This is a genomic window from Floridaenema flaviceps BLCC-F50, from assembly GCF_041929275.2.
GTDB classification, from domain to species: Bacteria; Cyanobacteriota; Cyanobacteriia; order Cyanobacteriales; family Aerosakkonemataceae; genus Floridanema; species Floridanema flaviceps.
The window spans coordinates 26,017-42,378 of sequence record NZ_JBHFNR020000002.1; the positions used below are offsets into that span (position 1 = coordinate 26,017).

Genomic DNA, 16,362 nt, shown 5'->3' on the forward strand with positions numbered 1-16,362 from the left:
TCTCGGTATTGACTAAAATTTCTAGAGAATAGCTGAGATAGCTCTGTTTACAAATGTTAATAGATTGCCGATATGTTGTGGGTAGTCATTCGATTTTAGATTTTCGATAAATGTAGAGACGTTGTATACAACGTCTCTACATTTATTTGACCAGCCTACAGACTGGACAAAGCTCAACTGATTATGTAGTATTGTAGTATAAATAATTCAAGAGTCCCAACTCTCACCTTTTGTTAGGATCGAGAGGAGTTTTTCTGCGTTTTTGTCATTAATAAAATTGTAATTTATGCCTTACGAAAAACTAGCAATTTCTACAGAAACACCTGTGCTTTCTTGGGCGAATCATGAACTAAGTTCTGATGAAACCAAGATGGCAAAAAACGTTGCATCTCTGCCATTTGTGTTTAAGCACGTAGCATTAATGCCCGATGTTCATTTAGGAAAAGGAGCATTAGTTGGTTCAGTAATTGCTACTAAAGATGCAATTATGCCTGCGGCTGTCGGGGTCGATATTGGTTGCTTTACAGGTGATACATTAATTCCGCTGGTTGATGGTAAATCTTACCCAATAGCAGAATTAGCTAAATCTCAGCAAGAAGTTATTACTTATTCTTGCACTGAAACCGGAAAAATTGTTGCTGCTAAAGCGATCGCCAGACTTACTCGACATAATGCAGAATTAATCAAAGTAGTCCTCGACAATGGAGAAGAAATTAAATGCACTCCCGACCATCAATTCATGTTAAGAGATGGTTCTTATCAGCAAGCGAGTGAATTAAAACAAGGTACATCTTTAATGCCTTTCTACTCCAGAATTGAGCGAGATGGCTATACATTAATTCAACAAAATTATTCTCATGCCTACAACCACAAAGTAGTAGAAGTTATAGCATTAGAGGAAAGACAAGATGTTTACTGTTTAGCTGTTCCCGAATATGGCAACTTTGCACTAACAGCGGGTGTATTTGTTCACAACTGCGGAATGATGGCAATTAAAACACCCTTTACCGCCGAACAATTAGAAGGCAAACTGAAGAAAATTCGCCTCGACATTGAAGCAGCAATTCCTGTTGGATTTGAGGAGAATAAAGAAGTTGAAAAAGCCGTCAGCAATTGGCAAGGTTGGCAAGATTTTAAGGATTTACATTCAGGCGTACAACGCTTAGAAAGTAAAGCCATAAAACAATTAGGTTCTCTTGGAGGGGGTAAAAGATTGCCCCTTACTGTAGTAATACAGTAATCAAAACTCGTCCAAATCGGTGAAGGCTGAGAATGAGTAAATCTTTATATGATTTACTTGCTAATACCGAGGGAAGCGGTAAAACGCCCCGTAGAGAGCAGAGGGACTTGGGCATCCTAATTAATTAGGATGAAGGTGTGCTCCGAACTATACCGAATAGGAAGGTATAGAACCAAGCAGAAATGTCTTGGTCGATTGCAACTAGGTAGAAGTCAAAGCAGTATTGAACTCAGACTGTGGAGACTAAAAAAACTTAGCAAGCAATTAGTAACAAATTGAATCATTTTATAGAAGTTTGCCTAGACACAGAAAACCAAGTTTGGTTAATGCTACATTCTGGTTCTCGTCACATTGGAAATATGTTAGCCCAGAATCATATTGATACTGGGAAAGAGTTAGCGAAACTGGCAAACATTAAGTTACCAGATCCAGATTTAGCTTACTTTGTAGCGGGAACACCGGAATTTACTGCTTACTGGCACGATTTACAATGGGCGCAAGATTATGCTCGATTTAATCGTGATGTGATGATGGCGCGAGTCAAGCGAATTGTGGAAAAACATTTAGCTGGTGGAAAGCCAATTAAACCTTTATTAGAGGTGAATTGTCATCACAATTATGCGGAAAAAGAAGTGCATTTTGGTGAGGATGTTTACGTTACTCGCAAAGGTGCAGTAAGAGCGAGAGAGGAAGATTACGGGATTATTCCTGGTTCGATGGGAGCAAAATCTTTCATCGTTAAAGGGAAGGGAAATCATGAAAGTTATTGTTCGTGCTCGCATGGGTCCGGGCGTTTATTGTCTCGAAATAAGGCAAAAAATGTCTTCTCTTTAGATGATTTGATCGCGCAAACTCAAGGTGTGGAATGTCGCAAAGATCGGGGAGTTTTGGATGAAATTCCTGGGGCTTATAAGCCGATCGAACAAGTGATGGCAAATCAATCTGATTTGGTAGAAGTTGTAGCGACTTTGAAGCAAGTTCTCTGCGTGAAAGGTTAATTTGTTCGTTGTACCCACTTGAGTGGGTGCAGCGCTCAAGCGCTTACAACGAACCTGTTTGTTGTACCCACTTCAGTGGGTATAGCGCTGAAGCGCTTACAACGAACTTTTTTTTAGGGTTTTAGTTAGCCAATCTTTCACTAAATAGGTTGCTAAACAATCATCTTCGTTGTAAGTGACAATCTTCTCTAAAAAAGTTCGATCGCCTGTCTTCAACCATTCATCATACCAACAAATTGCTTGGGAACCACTGGCTGAGGGATTGCGCCAATTAAAACCTAGCCAACGGGCGATCGCTTTTAATGAATAACTTTCGATCGGTAATGTTACTGCTTGGGTGACTTTTTCATGTACATCAACTAAGCGATTTAACAAAGGTTGCCATAAATGATTCGGTGTTTTATAGCGTCTAGCTAATTCTTTAACCATCGATACTTCATAGTCACAAAAATGAAATATTGGTGCTTGCGGATAATCCCAAACTAAAGTTAAAAATTGCTGCCAAGTTGCCTCTTCTTCTGGAAAATCCTCTGCTAATAAAGGGTAAAAGTTTTTGGTTTGAGCTTTTGTATCTACAACTAAAACCCCTAAAAGATAAGCAAAGTCTGCTTCTGGTTGAGATTCAATATCAAAATATAATTCTATATCTGAATTTGGTAAATTTATCGAATCTTGGTAATTGAAAATTATGTGATTGTTTAACTTTGCTTGAGCTTGTCGCAATAATTGTTCGGTGATTTGTTTGCCAAAGGCTGGTTCTAAATCAGTGAAGTTAGCATTAGCTAAAGATTCTATCGTCTGAATATTCAGTTGTTGCAAATAGTTGTAGCGACTGGGAGTAACACCGGGTAAAAGTGAGAGATGTTCTTGGGATTTGGCTACGCTATAACAGGAACTATACCAATGACAGAGATTGCACTTTTGCCGGGAAATAAATACTTCTGGAGTTTCGCTTTGCTGTAACGTTTGATTGCATTCTTGGATAATTTTCTGCATTGGCGGTAGCCAATTTTCCCAATGGACTAAATAAGGTTGTCTTTCTCGTAAAATTAACCAAGCAGCCGGAGGTTTTACTCCTTGTACTGCTGTTAAAACATGGGCGTGAAATGCTACACCAATTTTGTATTCTTGCTTGGGACGTTTTCCTAATTCTATTTGCACCGGAATATAACACCAATTTCCAAAAATCGAATTTCCTGGTTGTTTTACTAATAAATCGGGAAAACTTAGCAGGGTAATGGGTACTGATGAGTGATAACTGAGGAGGGGATTTTCGTTGACCTCTGTAATTAAAATTCCTCTGTAAATTCGCTCGACACCCTGACGCATTAATGATAAAGTAGCCTGTGCGCCAGCTTGCCAATCTTTGTCCGGGTACTCTGGTTTGTGGTATGTTTGTTCGCTAAGAACAGTTTTTTGATGTGTCCGGCGATCGCGTTGGAGTTTTAACTGAAAATCATTGGGCGGGTCTTGTTCTTGCTTGTTTCCATAAAGATCGAGAAACGCCCGTCGATGACAGCGTTGGTATTGCAGCAGCAGTTCAGCAGTTAGGAGCATTATTTTAGACTATGAAAAATTTTTTGTAGCGAATTTGCGATATGCAAGAGAGCACGCTACGCGATCGCCGACTCTAAGGTCAGTTAGGCAGCCTACTATTATGTTAAATCTAATATATCCAGATTGAACTTGTGAGGAGAAAGTGGAATTTAAATACGCGCACACTTGGGAAGAAAAGAATTTCATTGTCAAAGCCTTTGTTTTAGATCAAATTGCCTCACCCGATACTTTTAACGTCAGCGTTAATGCAGAAGACGAAATGTTTTTGTATCTGCAAGAGGCTTTTCATGGGAATAGAAATCGGGCGCTAGTAGAATATTTCATGTCTGGTAAGGAAGTACTCAACCGAGTTACTTCTATTATAAATTGGAAATTCCAAGGTTTTGAGAATGTTAACTCTTTCTTGGATTTTGCTTGCGGGTATGGCAGAATGACTCGCTATTTAGTCCGAGAAATGCCCCCGGAAAAAGTTTGGGTGTCGGATATTTATGCAGAAGCAGTGGAATTCCAAAAACTCCAATTTGGAGTGAATGGCATTGTTTCGGTGACAGATCCAAAGGATTATCCGGTGGAGAGAAAGTATGATTGTATTTTTGTATTTTCTTTGTTCAGCCATCTACCAGAAAAAACCTTTGTTCCCTGGTTAGAAAAACTATATAGTATGTTGTCTCCTAATGGCATATTAATGTTTACTGTTCATGATGTGGTATTGATGCCACCAGAACAGGTAATGCCAGATAATGGTATTTGTTTTGTCCCTCATAGTGAGAGTCGTTCTTTAAGTACGGAAGAGTATGGATCGACTTGGGTGACAGAATCTTTTGTGGCGGAGGCGATCGCTAAAGCTTCCAATGGCAAAGGGTTTTATCATCGCATTAAAAGAGGGCTATTAATTCAGGATTTGTATTTAGTAGTTAATGACCCCAAATTAGATTTTTCTAGCTTAAATCTGGGAGTAAGACCAAGGGGTTTTGTTGACTTTTGTAGCTACACCAGACATGATGAACTTACCCTGAAAGGTTGGGCAGCAGATACTAGCTGGACTAATGAAGTTAAAGAAGTACAAGTTCTCCTGAATGGGCAGTTAGTGCAAAAATGTAAACCCTGTTATCCGCGACCTGATGTAGTAGAATTCCTCAAAGATGAAAGGGCTTTAATTTCTGGTTGGACTTGTTCTTTCTATCTAGATCCAGCAACAGATCTCTCTAAAGAATTGCTGATGGTGAAGATGATTTGTGGCAACAATGTAGAACGAGTGATGTTGATTAGTCTCATTGAAGCTGCCTTACAAGATTTAATGGTTTTGCCTCCAGAAACTCCTCCAGAAACTCCTCCAGAAACTCCCCCAGAACCTACAACGATCGGCAAATTAAAATCCATTCTTAGTCCTATCAAACACCTGATATTGGGTAATCCTTCTGCAAATAACCAAGTCTAAATGTCAATGAATAGCGTTTTCCCAGCACTAACTTCCCTAGAACAATTTCGCCAACAATTTCCAGCTTTGGCGAGTAAAGCTTATTTCAATTATGGCGGTCAAGGTCCAATGTCACAAGTAGCACTTGATGCCATTTTTCAAGCATTTCAGTATATCCAAAATGTAGGGCCTTTTTCTGAAGAAATTTATGCTTGGGTAGTGCAAAAATCGCAACAAACTAGAGAAGCGATCGCCAAAGAATTAAATGTCTCACCTGCCACTATTAGTTTAACTGAAGATGTGACTGTAGGGTGCAATATTGGATTGTGGGGAATTGATTGGCAAAGTGGCGATCGCGTACTTCTTTCTGACTGCGAACATCCTGGAGTTGTAGCAACTATTGGGGAAATTCAACGCAGATTTGGTATTGAAGTAGATAGCTGCAATCTGTTAGAAACTCTGGATGGGGGAGATTTGGTGGAGGCGATCGCCAAACACTTAAAACCTAACACCAAATTAGTAGTATTAAGTCACGTCCTTTGGAACACCGGACAAGTATTACCTTTAACTGAAATTGTCCAAGCTTGTCGGCAAAATTCCCCGGAAACAAAAGTCTTAATTGATGCTGCCCAATCTGTGGGAATGTTACCTTTAAATTTGGCCCAAACAGGCGTTGACTTTTACGCTTTTACAGGTCATAAATGGTTATGTGGCCCTGAAGGTGTGGGCGGTTTTTATGTAAACCCAGAAACTTTAGAAAGTTTACATCCTACATTTATTGGTTGGCGCAGCTTAAGCTACAGTAAAGAAGGTCTATGTTGGCAACCAGATGGTAGACGCTTTGAAGTTGCGACTTCTGCCTATCCTTTATATTGTGGATTAACCGCAGCAATTAATACTCATCAATCGATCGCTTCTCCACAAGAACGCTATCAGCAAATCTGTAATTTAAGCAAGTATCTTTGGCAACAGTTAACTGAACTTCCTCATGTTAAATGTTTACTGACTTCGCCCCCAGAATCCGGTTTAGTTTCCTTTCAAGTTGAAGGAGTTAGTCACCGGGAATTAGTGCAAACTTTGGAAAAGCAAGGTTTTCTCATTCGCACTTTGCGTTCTCCTGATTGTGTTCGCGCCTGCGTTCATTACTTTACCTCGCCTTCAGAAATCGATCGCTTGGTAGAAGAAATTAAAAAATAAAAAGTACGTTGTTGCGCTGTCTTCGCTAAAGCGCAACAACGTACTTTTTATGGTATCCTAAGAGAATGGAAATCCGTGCGCTCATATATAGTGAATTTTCAAGTAAAAATCTTTGATGACTTCCAGACCAAGTATATACATTTCTATCACTAATCACGGTTTTGGTCATGCAGCAAGAACCGCTTCTGTTGCAGCCGAAATTCAAAGGTTAAATCCAGAAATCTTACTAATACTGGTAACAACCGCGCCCCGTTGGTTATTAGAATCTTATATTCCCGGAGATTTTATTCATCGTCCTCGCGGATTTGATATTGGTGTGATTCAGTCTGATAGCATCAATATGGATAAAGAAGCGACTTTGCAAAAACTGAAGGAAATTCGGCAACAACAGCGATCGATAATTGCAGGCGAAGTGGGTTTTATTCAGCAAAATCGCGTGAGTTTAATGTTAGCGGACATTCCCCCATTAGCGCCAGTAATTGCGAAAAATGCGGGGATTCCTTGTTGGATGATTGGCAACTTTGGTTGGGATTTTATTTATAGTCCTTGGGGCGGAGAATTTGTCGAAATGGCGGATTGGATTAATGATTGTTTTAGTCAGTGCGATCGCCTTTTCCGCCTACCAATGCACGAACCAATGAGCGCTTTTCCAATTATAGAAGATCGCGGTTTAACTGGAGGTACTCCTCGCTACAATTTAGAAGAATTACGCGACAAATTTGGCATTAAGAGTCCGAAAGAAAAAACTATTTTACTCAGTTTTGGCGGCTTAGGATTGCAACAAATTCCCTATCAAAATCTTCAGCAATTTCCTGATTGGAAATTTATCGCGTTCGATCGCCAAGCCCCCGATTATCCTAACATAATTAAAATTACCGAACCTAACTACCGCCCCATAGATTTTATGCCAATATGTGGCAGAGTAATTTCTAAACCTGGATTTAGCACTTTTTCGGAAGCAATCAGATTAAATACTCCCATTGTCACCTTAATTAGAGAAGGTTTTGCTGAATCGCCATTATTATTAGAAGGCATTCAAAAATACAGCTATCATCAAATTATTAAACCAGGGGAATTTTTTGAGAGTAATTGGGAATTTTTGCGCCAAGATTTACAGCCACCCAGCCAATCAGAAGATACGATCAAAAAAGATGGTACGGAATCGATCGCCCAAACCATAGTTAACCATTTTAAAACTAATTAATCTATTTGCACAACTACCCACTACCCACTACCCACTACCCAAATAATCATGTCTCACTATCAAAAACTCTTGCAAATCCAAACCGCAGGCAAATCATTATATAAAATTACTTCTAAAGTTGAATCAGTAGTTGCTGAATCTGGCATAGAAACCGGACTTTGCACGCTGTTTTTGCGTCATACTTCCGCGAGTTTAATAATTCAGGAAAATGCCGATCCTGATGTATTAACAGATTTGTCTAATTTCTTTGCTAAATTAGTTCCTGAAGATAATCGCTTGTATATTCATACTACCGAAGGGTCAGATGATATGCCAGCACATATTCGCACAGTTTTAACTAAAACTTCGGAACAAATACCAGTTTATCGAGGTAGATTGGCGTTAGGAACTTGGCAAGGAATTTATATTTGGGAACATCGTCAAAGAAGTCATCAAAGAGAATTATTGGTGCATATTTCTGGGGATTAAGGATTATTAAACCGCTCCAGACGCAGAGGGCGCAGAGGAAGAAGAGAAGAGAGAGATTTATTATTTTTGTTGGAGTTCTTGGCGAAATTGTCGCAGGGCTTGAGTGTGATTGGTTAGGTTGATACAGAGGAGTAGGAGAGGTACATTTAACTTGGGGAGAAGTTGGGACTGGGAAGTTTTTTCGTAAGCGTCATTTCGCAAAACATAAAATGATAATTGTCCGTCTTCCCAAAACCAAACTTCGGGAATTTTTAGGCGTTTGTAAGCTTCTAATTTGTTAATACCACCACTGCTGACGATTACTTCAATTACTAAATCAGGACGTTCTTTGCCAGGACTAAGTTCGTAGGATTCATCTGCTTCTCTTTTGACTCGTTCAGATTCACTTTCTAGAGTAACTGATCCAGTAGGAGTAAAATCTAAACCTAGAAATTCCAGGTAGATTTCTAATAAAGCAGCAATGCGTTTTTTGATAGTTTCGTGTTTTTTCCCTGGCATTTTCCGAATTTCTAAGACTCCATCTAAAAAGGATAATCTGATTCCGGGACGATCGATCAACTGTTCGACTGCTTTAAATTCTCGCCAGGTTAGTTCGTGAATTAAAATTGGTTCGGCTTCTCTTTCTTGGAGTGTAGCTGTCATTGCTGTTGATAGTTAATGGGATATTTAGCTGATTTTAGCAAGTTTTAAATTAAGTCGATCGCCCACTTAAACATTAGATAAGATAAAATTACATACAGATGGCAAAGGTAAACAGATGCAATTAGAAGATTATTTTGAGTTTTTGGATGCAGATGATATCCGCATAAAAGGGCATCGCATCGGTATTGATAACGTGATTAATTATTACTTGCACGGATATTCGCCAGAAGCAATTTTGTTAGAGTTGCCAACACTGAATTTAGAAAAAATTCACGCTGCTATTACTTACTATTTGCATAATCGCGCTGAGATGGATGCTTATATGTTGCGCTTGGCAAAGTGGCAGGAACAACGTTATCAGGAATACTTAGCTGCTGAACCAACACCTGTAATGAAACGTTTGAAACAATTAAAAACTCAAAGAGAAAAGGAGATGCTAAATTCTTTGTGAAAATACGTTTTTTGCTTGATGAAAATTTGTCACCGAAGCTAAAGATTGCTGTTTTGCGTCTCAATCCAGCGATAGATATTTTGCGGGTTGGAGATCCAGATACGCCCCCATTAGGAACGCTCGATCCAGAACTGTTAAATTATTTAGAATTATCGCAACGTTTATTGGTGACAGATAACCGTAAAAGTATGCCGGGACATTTAGAAGTACATTGGGGAGTAGGAAGACATATTTGGGGATTGGTTTGGTTACGTTCGAGTGGCACAATACGTACTTGGGCAGAATCGCTTTTTATAATATGGGAAGCGTCGGAAGCAGAAGAGTGGATCGATCAGGTGGATTGGATTCCATTTTAGCGATCGCAGATATGATTTTTAAACATAAAAAAAGAAGAAATGCTAACTCAAAAAAGCTGGCATTTCCCCCGGTTTTATATTTACAATCTACGCTTATTCGTCAGAAGCTAAAATCTTGGGTACTTTGAAAAAGTCTCCATCTTGTTCGGGAGCATTTTTCAGAATAGCTTCCCGTTCTTCACAAGGTTTTAATTCATCGGTTCTGGTTATATTACTAACATCAATTGCTCTAGTTGTTGGCTGAACTTTGCTAACATCCAACTCACTCAACTGTTGGAAATAATCTAACATAGCGCCCATTTGAGTAGTAAACATTTCTTCTTCTTCTGGGGTTAATTCCAAACGGGCAAGTAAGGCAACTTTGCGGACTTGTTCGCGATCGATACTCATAATTTTAGTTTAATTGTTGTTGGTCATTGGTTTCCCAGATCCCCGACTTCTAGATCCCCGACTTCTTTAAGAAGTCGGGGATCTAGAAGTCGGGGATCTGGGATAAGATTAAAAGAATACATCGATTTGCGATCGCCCAGTCGTTTTCAACCAGTTTTGCGCTTCAATATAGTTGTTGGGAGCGATGCGAATTGCTTCTCGCCAGTATTCCGCAGCTTTATCAAGCAAAGCTTCGCCTTCTTCAGACTTTCCCGCTTCCTTCAACTTTTCACCTTGGTAATGATAAATTACCGCAATATTGTTCAAAGCTGATGGGTGACGTGGGTTTAAATCAATAGCTTGGTAATAGTATTCCAAAGCTTTTTCATGCTCACCATTACTAGCATGAATCAACCCCATATTGTAAAGAATATAACTCTTATCGTAAGAGTCTTCCTCTAATCTCAGCGCTTCTTCGTAATTTTCTAAAGCTTCGGCGTATTCTCCATCCGCCTGCGCTGACATTCCATCACGGTAATAAACAAAAGCTTCCTTAGCTTTTTTATTAGCAGGCAGAGCTTTGAGAATCATATCTGCCATGACGGTAAAAGTTTTGTCGATGAAATTATCGTTACGTTGTGATCTGGGCATATCTTTAAAGGTAGTTCCAATTGTTTGATTTTAGAGGCTCATTAGATAATTTAACGCTGATTAACTAAGGTGGTGTCAAGGGAGGGTAAAGGGTAAAAGAAAGCTCTACCTTTTCCCCTTAATCTTTAACCTTTAACCTTTAACCTTCGTAAATTTCCTCTTTGAGCTTCGATCGCAAAATCTGCATTTAATCATTTTTTCACTAAAACCCCTGGTTCGCGTTGGATCGGGAGAACATCCAACAGATCCATTTGCACGCAGTATTTCAAATCCTCATCGCAGTCCAAGCGCAGTAGGCGTTTCCCGTGACTGGCGTGGTGCATCAATTCTAGCAATCGGTCTTTCCACTGATCGAACAAAGTGACTGCGCCAACTACCTCATCATTGCCAGCGAGTTGATCAACTGGTAATTGTAATTCCTTTAGCAGACTTTGTGCGATCGCCCCAGCGCAAGCAGTATCCTCTAAAGAATAACTACCTTCCCAACCCGATCCTACAATCCAAACGGTTTCCGGTTGCTCAGACAAAATATAATTCACCACAGCCCGACGATTCACAAAAGCCCCAGCCATAACACTTGCAGCCTTTTGGACTCGTTCTAGAGAGCGTGTACCATTGGTAGTGCTAATAAACAAACGTCGTCCTTGGACTTGCTCAGGAGTGCAATCCAGAGGAGAATTACCCATATCAAAGCCAGCTACTTTTGCGCCCCCGCGTTCCCCGGCGCGAATTCGCTTTTCAGTGGGCCATGCTTCGCTCACATGAATCAGTTTATCTAAATCGCTGAACACTTGCACCGCTTCAGCCCCCGCAGCCAAAGCTGTCACCATTGTAGTTGTAGCTCTTAACACATCAATTGCGATCGCACAATCAGGAACCTCACTAGAAGGAGTGAGCTCAGGAGTATGGTAAATAAATAATTTCACAAGCCAGCTGCCATCTGAATTATAACCGTTGAAAATGCAATTATATTATGTGACGTTACAAAAAACCAACATGATCCACCCCACCAAAATCTCACAACAACATCTGCGTTCATCTGCGTTTAAAAAAAGCCTTATCCACCCAGCCAAAATCTCACAGTAACATCTGTGTTCATCTGTGGACATCTGTGGTAAAAAAACAACTAATTCCCCATAGTACCTCTAGTTACCCCCAACTGATTTTGTAATTTCAAATCCCGCCAAAGTTGAGATCCAGAAATTTCCCCAGATAACAATTGATGGTAACGATAAATAATCTCCTTAACTTGCTGAGGAGTTTCATTCATAAACTCAACGCGAAAATTCCTCAACCCCAACTCAAGCAGACGTTGCACATATTCCGCCCCAGTTTGCGCCTTGCCATTAAATACAGTATTGCGACAACCTGCGTCAGCTTGTAAAATGTGTTCGGTGCCTGTGCGATCGCGCAATTTCACCTCATGCTTTTCACAAGGGCGACCACAATTAGTATAATCAGTTCCCTCCGAAAGAAAAGCACAAAAAACGCAATGTTCCATGTGAAACATTGGCATATATTGATGAATTGTCACCTCAAACCAATCAGTCGGACAACTAACGAGTAAATCTTCCAATTGCGAAATATTTAAATCGTAAGAAGCAGTTAACCTTGTCAAACTCAAGGAATTTTTCAAATAACCTGCCGTTAACCCATTAGCCACATTTAATGAGAAATCACCAATGCAACGTTCTCCGCAAAAAAACTGCAATTGGTCATAATTTCGCACCAAATAACCATCAGCTTCACTAGCGCGAACTTGCTGCAAAATCCAAGTTTCTCCCGGTTTAGTAATTCTTGGGGGGGCGACGAAAATTTTGGGGGTTTGGGGGAATGACAGGCAGGATGCCTGTCCTACGGGATGGAGAAATTCTTTGACTAGTTTTACTGCTTTTCGATAGTTTTTAGGGTTTTCTAATTCGCAGTATATTGTAGAAATGCCCGATTCTAAAGCTGCTTGTAATTGTTCGAGGTTGCGGACTAAAACGATTAAGTTGGGATTGGTTAAACTTGCGGGTTCTTTGGTGGGTAATAAGTCTGAAACTGTAGCTTTGGCGTTTAATTTCCAGCGTTTTGGTTGCTGGCGTAACTCTTCTAATTGAGTGACAAATTCTCGGCGCAAACGGTTTAATTCACTCACGGGTAACATCACTTCACCATTGAGATGATTAGTCAAATTTTCCAAGTAAAAAGGAGTATTGCCTAACCTTCCTAATTGTTCTTGTAACCGTTCATTTGTTAAAGGTTTGGTATGTGCTTCTACTAAATTGATGGCAGATTCTACTTGGACAACGTTGCCTAATTCATCTGTAGCGATGACAATTAAAGGTTGATTGACTTCGCCATGAATCTCCAGCTTTAAAGGTCGCTGAAATTGTGGGGTTTCTCCGCTAAAAGTTTGGCGTAACTGTTTATCTAATTCGGGATCGGAAGTTTTCCAAACTTTGTCGCCAACTTGAACGCGCCGCAAGTTAATATCGCGTTTGCCAAAGGTTAAAATTGTCTCTTTTCCCTTAGTTTCTACGGCATAAATTCTCCCGCCTTCTTCCTGTCTTTCGGGATGCCCGTTATCAAAAACTACCCCATCACCCGGTTTAATTGGTGCTTGCAAATTTATTGATATTTTATCTTGAGAAATTCGGGTTACTTCGCCTAAGTAAACTCCCCGCTTTTTGCCGAAACGGGCGTGAACTAATTCTTGATTATTAACTCCTCCAAACCAACCTGTATAAAGTCCGCGAGAAAATGCCATTTCTAGGTTGTAGCGATCGCTCAAATTCCCTACATTATTTATATTAGTTTTCTGGTCTTGCTTTATATCATTTCGATCCCCCCTAACCCCCCTTAATAAGGGGGGAACCGGAGGCAAATTTTCGCTACTCAAAGTCCCCCTTAAAAAGGGGGATTTAGGGGGATCGGGTAATTCGGCTATGTCATTATTTAATGGGGGAACCGAATTAAAGTTTTCGCTATTCAAAGTCCCCCTTGTTAAGGGGGATTTAGGGGGATCTAATTCACTCTTCAAAGTCCCCCTTTGTAAGGGGGATTTAGGGGGATCTAATTCGCTATTCAAAGTCCCCCTTATTAAGGGGGATTTAGGGGGATCTGATAATTCGGCAATGATGCGATCTAAAGCTTGGCGATAAACGCGAGTGACGTTGGCGACATATTCCGGCGCTTTCAATCTACCTTCGATTTTTAAAGAACTTACTCCCGCTTTTACTAATTCGGGAAGTACATCTAATCCGGCTAAATCTTGGGGACTTAACAGGTATTTGCGATCGCCAAAATCAACCAATTTACCATCAGCAATTAATTCGTAAGGCATTCGACAAGCTTGGGCGCATTCTCCCCGATTTGCCGAGCGTCCTCCTAATGCTTCGCTAGTCAAACATTGCCCAGAATAAGCTACACATAAAGCGCCATGTACGAAAACTTCTAAGGGCAGAGATATTCGTTTTTCTATCAGTTGTTTTTGGATTTTTTCTATTTCTTGAATCGAACATTCACGGGCGAGTACAACTAACTGACAACCCAAGCATTTAGCAAATTCTATACCAGTGGCGCTGGTAATAGTCATTTGGGTAGAAGCATGGATGGGAAAGTCTGGTGAAAGGTGGCGAATTAAACGGCAAAGTCCGATATCTTGCACGATGACTGCATCAACTCCAGCAGCAATAATTGTGCGAAGATATTGTTCAGCTTGGGTTAATTCTTGGGGAAAAATTAGGGTGTTGAGGGTGACGTAACCTTTGACTCCTCGCAAGTGCAAATATTGCATTAATTTAGGCAATTCCGCTGTGGTGATATTTTGCGCCCGCATTCTGGCGTTAAATTGTTCTAATCCAAAATAAATTGCATCTGCGCCATTTTCAACCGCTGCTTTGGCGCATTCCCAATTACCCGCAGGTGACAGTAATTCGGGGATTTTAATGTTGGGTGTGGTGGGTTTTGTGTGGGGGTGGCGATCGGCTTTCATTGTAAAATATCTTGGGTAATGGGTGAGAGCACTAACTGCTATTGTGTTGATTATTTGTTACAGCAGCAACCTGGACATTAGGTGGTAGCTGTTCTATCATGACAGCTATCAACAGTTTTTTCGGGAATCGCAGCAGAGGCTAATTCCTGCGGGTTTCACGAAAATTGCTAGAAGCTTGATAATTTACATAGTTCCAGGGTTTCAATTAACTTAATCCCGGCAAAGGGATTGAAACGAACAATCTCACCTACACCTTTATCTCAGGAAAACTAATGTCCTACAAACAATCCTTTTGGATCGAATACTTCGTCTACTCTAGCCCCGCTATCGTCGCCTCTGGTGACTATACCAACACCGTCATCTTCCCAGATGCCTCCAACACCCAACTTCATGCCCAACATATCCGACATTCATTTAGTTAATTTTGTCCAATACTTCTACTGAACTGGCGCTCTAGTAAATTTTATGATAATTAGTTTATTGATTAAAATATTAAACCAAATGGATTGACGATGATGAACCATACTAATGACAGGACTTCATTAACTAAAGCTTTCTATCAAAACCGAATCAGTGAAGTAGGAAATTTGCCTGAAAATGAATCAACTGCTAAAAAAGTTGGGTGGAGTTCTCATGAAATCCAAATGTTAAGTTTTAAAATTGCCACTGATTTAGATGGTATTGAATGGACAAAAATCAATTCTTTTTTAGATATAGGATGTGGTTATGGGAACTTGATTGATTATCTCAGAAAACACAAATATTTTACAGGAACATATACTGGAATTGATATTATGAGTGAATTTATTCAGGAAGCTGAGAAACTATACGGAAATGACTTAAGAAATCAGTTCATTACAGGAGATTTCCTAGAGCAAAATTGGCCTTCTCAACGTTATGATGTAGTATGTTCTATCGGCGCTTTGTCCGTTAATCAGGATCAACCTTCTCCCTGTGGTAAATTATCTAAAGAATATGCTCAAAATTTAATCCAATCGATGCTTAAATTGGTAAATTATGCCATTATCCTTCATTTTTCTAATTACGATAAAGTAACATTGGAGCTAATAGAACGTAATCGAGATATGGCATTCTATAAGCTAATTGATATCAAAAATATGCTATCTGATTTATGTGGAGAAAGACTAGTGAATTTAGATATTCAGTCCTATCCTGATTCCACTGATGCAAGAACAATAGTGAAAGCGTACTTAAATTAACCAATTAATTTCTAGATCGCTAGTGCAGTAGAAGTATTGGACAAAATTAACTAAATGTCAGTAGACCGAAAAGTTTTGCGATCGCTTGTCTCAAATTAGCGATCGCTCTTCACTCTGTTGCAAAACTTAACACTGTATCCTTTTCTTTTGTCCGACTACTTAGGATCTGCCATATACATTACTCCTGTGTAAGTTGTATAAGTTCACACTATATCACACTATATAGAGAAGATGGAAGCAAAAATATGACACTTACCACCAAGAAAAATTAAAAGTCTAATAAAAGATAAAAATCTCACTTTCACCGTCATAATATAACCCAGATTCCGCACCCGGAACTGTCACAATCGGAAATTAGGGAGAAAAAAAGCCTAAGCAAGAGTAAAAAGAGACATATAAAAAATGATTACTTAAATTAATAAATTTTGGGGCAAAGAATCATTTGTGAATAACTTACGTTATCAAGTGGCTCACCAAGTCTACCTGCCTCTGGTTTGACGAAGGCAGGTTAGCGCCCTTAACCCATAAGATTTACTAATCTTTGTCCGGTAATTAACCAACCTTGAGTGAAAGTGAGAATTTTGTATCACCAGCTACGTTTTATTCACCTTTA

The 16,362-nt window shown here is 39.7% G+C and carries 14 protein-coding genes and 2 pseudogenes; 9 read left to right on the forward strand and 7 right to left on the reverse strand.

Annotated elements, in window-relative coordinates; translation table 11 throughout:
* Positions 1-286: 286 nt before the first annotated feature.
* Both ACE1CI_RS19790 and ACE1CI_RS19795 read left to right on the forward strand, forming a co-directional pair.
* Positions 287-1,207 (forward strand): annotated as a pseudogene (locus tag ACE1CI_RS19790) (Hint domain-containing protein); the annotation flags it as partial.
* 311 nt (positions 1,208-1,518) lie between these two features.
* Positions 1,519-2,238: pseudogene (locus ACE1CI_RS19795) on the forward strand (RtcB family protein); the annotation flags it as partial.
* 96 nt (positions 2,239-2,334) lie between these two features.
* On the opposite strand, the gene ACE1CI_RS19800 reads toward ACE1CI_RS19795, so the two are convergent.
* The gene (locus ACE1CI_RS19800) at positions 2,335-3,795 is read right to left on the reverse strand and encodes a TM0106 family RecB-like putative nuclease (RefSeq protein WP_413262520.1); all 1,461 of its coding nucleotides are present in this window, start codon (positions 3,793-3,795) and stop codon (positions 2,335-2,337) included.
* Between the two features lie 142 nt (positions 3,796-3,937).
* Here ACE1CI_RS19800 and ACE1CI_RS19805 point away from each other — a divergent pair, with 142 nt between their 5' ends.
* The 4 genes from ACE1CI_RS19805 to ACE1CI_RS19820 all read left to right on the forward strand — a co-directional run bounded on the left by ACE1CI_RS19805 (position 3,938) and on the right by ACE1CI_RS19820 (position 8,081).
* A complete protein-coding gene (locus ACE1CI_RS19805) occupies positions 3,938-5,233 on the forward strand; it encodes a class I SAM-dependent methyltransferase (protein WP_413262519.1) in 1,296 nt (431 codons plus the stop codon).
* 6 nt (positions 5,234-5,239) lie between these two features.
* Positions 5,240-6,409: an aminotransferase class V-fold PLP-dependent enzyme gene (locus ACE1CI_RS19810; protein ID WP_413262518.1), complete on the forward strand. Its 1,170-nt coding sequence runs from the start codon at positions 5,240-5,242 to the stop codon at positions 6,407-6,409.
* A gap of 115 nt (positions 6,410-6,524) precedes the next feature.
* A complete protein-coding gene (locus ACE1CI_RS19815) occupies positions 6,525-7,613 on the forward strand; it encodes a glycosyl transferase (protein ID WP_413262517.1) in 1,089 nt (362 codons plus the stop codon).
* Between the two features lie 48 nt (positions 7,614-7,661).
* On the forward strand, positions 7,662-8,081 hold the full coding sequence (locus tag ACE1CI_RS19820; RefSeq protein WP_413262516.1) for a secondary thiamine-phosphate synthase enzyme YjbQ: 420 nt from the start codon (positions 7,662-7,664) through the stop codon (positions 8,079-8,081).
* A 60-nt stretch (positions 8,082-8,141) separates the two neighbouring features.
* Here the strand turns inward: ACE1CI_RS19820 and ACE1CI_RS19825 are convergent, their stop codons facing one another.
* Positions 8,142-8,723 carry a Uma2 family endonuclease gene (locus tag ACE1CI_RS19825; RefSeq protein ID WP_413262515.1) on the reverse strand — a complete coding sequence of 194 codons (582 nt, stop codon included), beginning with the start codon at positions 8,721-8,723 and terminating at the stop codon, positions 8,142-8,144.
* A gap of 115 nt (positions 8,724-8,838) precedes the next feature.
* Between ACE1CI_RS19825 and ACE1CI_RS19830 the strand changes: the two genes are divergently transcribed.
* Both ACE1CI_RS19830 and ACE1CI_RS19835 read left to right on the forward strand, forming a co-directional pair.
* Positions 8,839-9,174, forward strand: coding sequence for a DUF433 domain-containing protein (locus ACE1CI_RS19830; RefSeq protein WP_413262514.1), 336 nt, complete (start codon positions 8,839-8,841; stop codon positions 9,172-9,174).
* Positions 9,171-9,530: a hypothetical protein gene (locus ACE1CI_RS19835; protein ID WP_413262513.1), complete on the forward strand. Its 360-nt coding sequence runs from the start codon at positions 9,171-9,173 to the stop codon at positions 9,528-9,530. The genes ACE1CI_RS19830 and ACE1CI_RS19835 overlap by 4 nt, the downstream gene beginning before the upstream one ends.
* 93 nt (positions 9,531-9,623) lie before the next feature.
* Here the strand turns inward: ACE1CI_RS19835 and gatC are convergent, their stop codons facing one another.
* The 5 genes from gatC to ACE1CI_RS19860 all read right to left on the reverse strand — a co-directional run bounded on the left by gatC (position 9,624) and on the right by ACE1CI_RS19860 (position 14,939).
* Complete coding sequence (gene gatC, locus ACE1CI_RS19840; protein ID WP_413262512.1) at positions 9,624-9,920, reverse strand: Asp-tRNA(Asn)/Glu-tRNA(Gln) amidotransferase subunit GatC; 297 nt, start codon at positions 9,918-9,920, stop codon at positions 9,624-9,626.
* Between the two features lie 108 nt (positions 9,921-10,028).
* Positions 10,029-10,550 (reverse strand): photosystem I assembly protein Ycf3, encoded by a 522-nt coding sequence (locus ACE1CI_RS19845; protein ID WP_496615631.1) that lies wholly within the window; start codon positions 10,548-10,550, stop codon positions 10,029-10,031.
* Positions 10,551-10,741: 191 nt separating this feature from the next.
* Positions 10,742-11,476, reverse strand: coding sequence for a 2-phosphosulfolactate phosphatase family protein (locus tag ACE1CI_RS19850; RefSeq protein ID WP_413262510.1), 735 nt, complete (start codon positions 11,474-11,476; stop codon positions 10,742-10,744).
* Positions 11,477-11,676: 200 nt separating this feature from the next.
* Entirely contained in the window at positions 11,677-14,529 is a 2,853-nt protein-coding gene (locus ACE1CI_RS19855; protein ID WP_413262509.1) for a U32 family peptidase, read from the reverse strand.
* A 269-nt stretch (positions 14,530-14,798) separates the two neighbouring features.
* Positions 14,799-14,939 (reverse strand): hypothetical protein, encoded by a 141-nt coding sequence (locus tag ACE1CI_RS19860; RefSeq protein WP_413262508.1) that lies wholly within the window; start codon positions 14,937-14,939, stop codon positions 14,799-14,801.
* A gap of 102 nt (positions 14,940-15,041) precedes the next feature.
* On the opposite strand from ACE1CI_RS19860, the gene ACE1CI_RS19865 reads away from it, so the two are divergent.
* On the forward strand, positions 15,042-15,749 hold the full coding sequence (locus ACE1CI_RS19865) for a class I SAM-dependent methyltransferase (protein ID WP_413262507.1): 708 nt from the start codon (positions 15,042-15,044) through the stop codon (positions 15,747-15,749).
* Positions 15,750-16,362: the final 613 nt, after the last annotated feature.

Coding starts and splice junctions, on each gene's coding strand:
- ACE1CI_RS19800 (WP_413262520.1), bottom strand. CDS start 3,795: ATGCTCCTAACTGCTGAACTGCTGCTGCAATACCAACGCTGTCATCGA.
- ACE1CI_RS19810 (WP_413262518.1), top strand. CDS start 5,240: ATGAATAGCGTTTTCCCAGCACTAACTTCCCTAGAACAATTTCGCCAA.
- ACE1CI_RS19815 (WP_413262517.1), top strand. CDS start 6,525: ATGACTTCCAGACCAAGTATATACATTTCTATCACTAATCACGGTTTT.
- ACE1CI_RS19820 (WP_413262516.1), top strand. CDS start 7,662: ATGTCTCACTATCAAAAACTCTTGCAAATCCAAACCGCAGGCAAATCA.
- ACE1CI_RS19825 (WP_413262515.1), bottom strand. CDS start 8,723: ATGACAGCTACACTCCAAGAAAGAGAAGCCGAACCAATTTTAATTCAC.
- ACE1CI_RS19830 (WP_413262514.1), top strand. CDS start 8,839: ATGCAATTAGAAGATTATTTTGAGTTTTTGGATGCAGATGATATCCGC.
- gatC (WP_413262512.1), bottom strand. CDS start 9,920: ATGAGTATCGATCGCGAACAAGTCCGCAAAGTTGCCTTACTTGCCCGT.
- ACE1CI_RS19845 (WP_496615631.1), bottom strand. CDS start 10,550: ATGCCCAGATCACAACGTAACGATAATTTCATCGACAAAACTTTTACC.
- ACE1CI_RS19855 (WP_413262509.1), bottom strand. CDS start 14,529: ATGAAAGCCGATCGCCACCCCCACACAAAACCCACCACACCCAACATT.
- ACE1CI_RS19860 (WP_413262508.1), bottom strand. CDS start 14,939: ATGTCGGATATGTTGGGCATGAAGTTGGGTGTTGGAGGCATCTGGGAA.
- ACE1CI_RS19865 (WP_413262507.1), top strand. CDS start 15,042: ATGATGAACCATACTAATGACAGGACTTCATTAACTAAAGCTTTCTAT.